The organism is Sphingobium sp. TB-6, from assembly GCF_012927365.1.
Lineage (GTDB): Bacteria > Pseudomonadota > Alphaproteobacteria > Sphingomonadales > Sphingomonadaceae > Sphingobium.
In genome coordinates this window covers 1-1414 of the sequence record NZ_JABBGL010000050.1, presented here as the reverse complement: position 1 = coordinate 1414, position 1414 = coordinate 1, and the positions used below count along the sequence as shown (strand labels likewise).

1 protein-coding gene is annotated in these 1414 nt (G+C 62.9%); it reads right to left on the bottom strand.

Annotated elements, in window-relative coordinates:
- Window positions 1-250: 250 nt before the first annotated feature.
- Complete coding sequence (locus HHL26_RS24005) at window positions 251-1288, bottom strand: IS110 family transposase (protein WP_066553395.1); 1038 nt, start codon at window positions 1286-1288, stop codon at window positions 251-253.
- Window positions 1289-1414: the final 126 nt, after the last annotated feature.

The following is a 1414-nucleotide window of genomic DNA, read 5'->3' as shown; positions in this document are numbered from 1 at the left end:
TTCTCTGATTGGGGCGTTTTGGGTCAAGCTGTTTCCTCGTATTCGTGACCGTTCCCATGGATCACTCGCTTCTCTCCGCGGTCAGCGCTGGGCTGCCGCATAATGGGGTCAGGAGAGCGGGATGCCTCAAGCTGTTTCGCGACCTTCGGCAAAGCCGAGAATCCGGACTCTCAACGAGGTCATTCCGCCCATCGTCCCCATGGGAACGACCGCTACCCGTCTCTTCAGGCGGGAACTGGTTTGTGTCTCCTCATGCTGCTGTGAACGTCGGTGACTTACCCCAGCGGAACTCGGCCTCATCGCTCCACATACGGTGCAAGATGACGGCAAGCTTGCGAGCCACGGCGACGCGGGCTTTAGCCATGCCGCGCCGCTGGGCAAGGCGCATACCCCACGCCTTTAGCGTCGACCATTTCTGGCAGCGCGTCAGCAGAGTATGCGCCGCCTCGTACAACGCGGTACGGGCGAGTTCGTCGCCACATCGGCTGATGCGGCCTTGGACATCCGTTTCGCCAGACTGGTAGCGACGGGGCGTGAGCCCGAGATGAGCGCCGACGTCGCGGGATCGTCGGAAGCGCTCGGGCAGATCGACCGTCGCCCGGAAGGTGAGCGCGGTCAGCGGCCCCACACCTGGCACCGTCATCAGCCGTCGGCATATCGGCTCAACCCTGACCGCTTCCAGCACGCGCTTCGTCAAATGCTCGATCTGGCGCACCATCACATCGAGCACCGCAAGCAGCGGCTCGATGATGTCGGAGATGGCAGGGTCGACTGACGCGAGTTCGCGGACCAGGCCGGCGAAGAGCTTGCGCGGCGGTGTTCCTAGCTTGAGTCCGACCTCGCGGAGTACGGCCCTCACCGCGTTCTCGATGTCGCGCTGCTTATTCAACATCGTCCGGCGTGCACCGAGCAGCGCGCGGGCCGATCGGCACGGCATGCTCTTCACGTGGACCACGCGATACCAACCAGTGCGGATGATCTGAGCCAGACCACGGGCGTCGTTACGGTCGGTCTTGTTGGGCATCGCACCCATTGCCGCTTTGGCCGCTCGCGTTTCGATGCACAGTGCCGGGAGGCCCGCGCGCGTCAGACCCTGATGCAGCCACGATGACAGCGAGCATGCCTCCAGACCAACGCGCTCGAAGCTCAGACCGGTAGCGGTCAACGTCTCGACCAGTGCATCGGGGTCACTGGCGGCACGAAGCTCACGGATCACTTTGCCCGTGTCATCGACAATGCAGATCGCCGTCTCTTCCAACGATACATCCAGTCCGGCATAATGGCGCATGGTTGCTCCTCCTCATGGTTGTGGCCGCTCGATACGGACCACGTCTTACCATCTGCGAGGAGCAGCCACCCCACCGACTCGGTGGTGAGCCCCAATCACCCCATCTGTTTGGAAATGCGCCTTTGG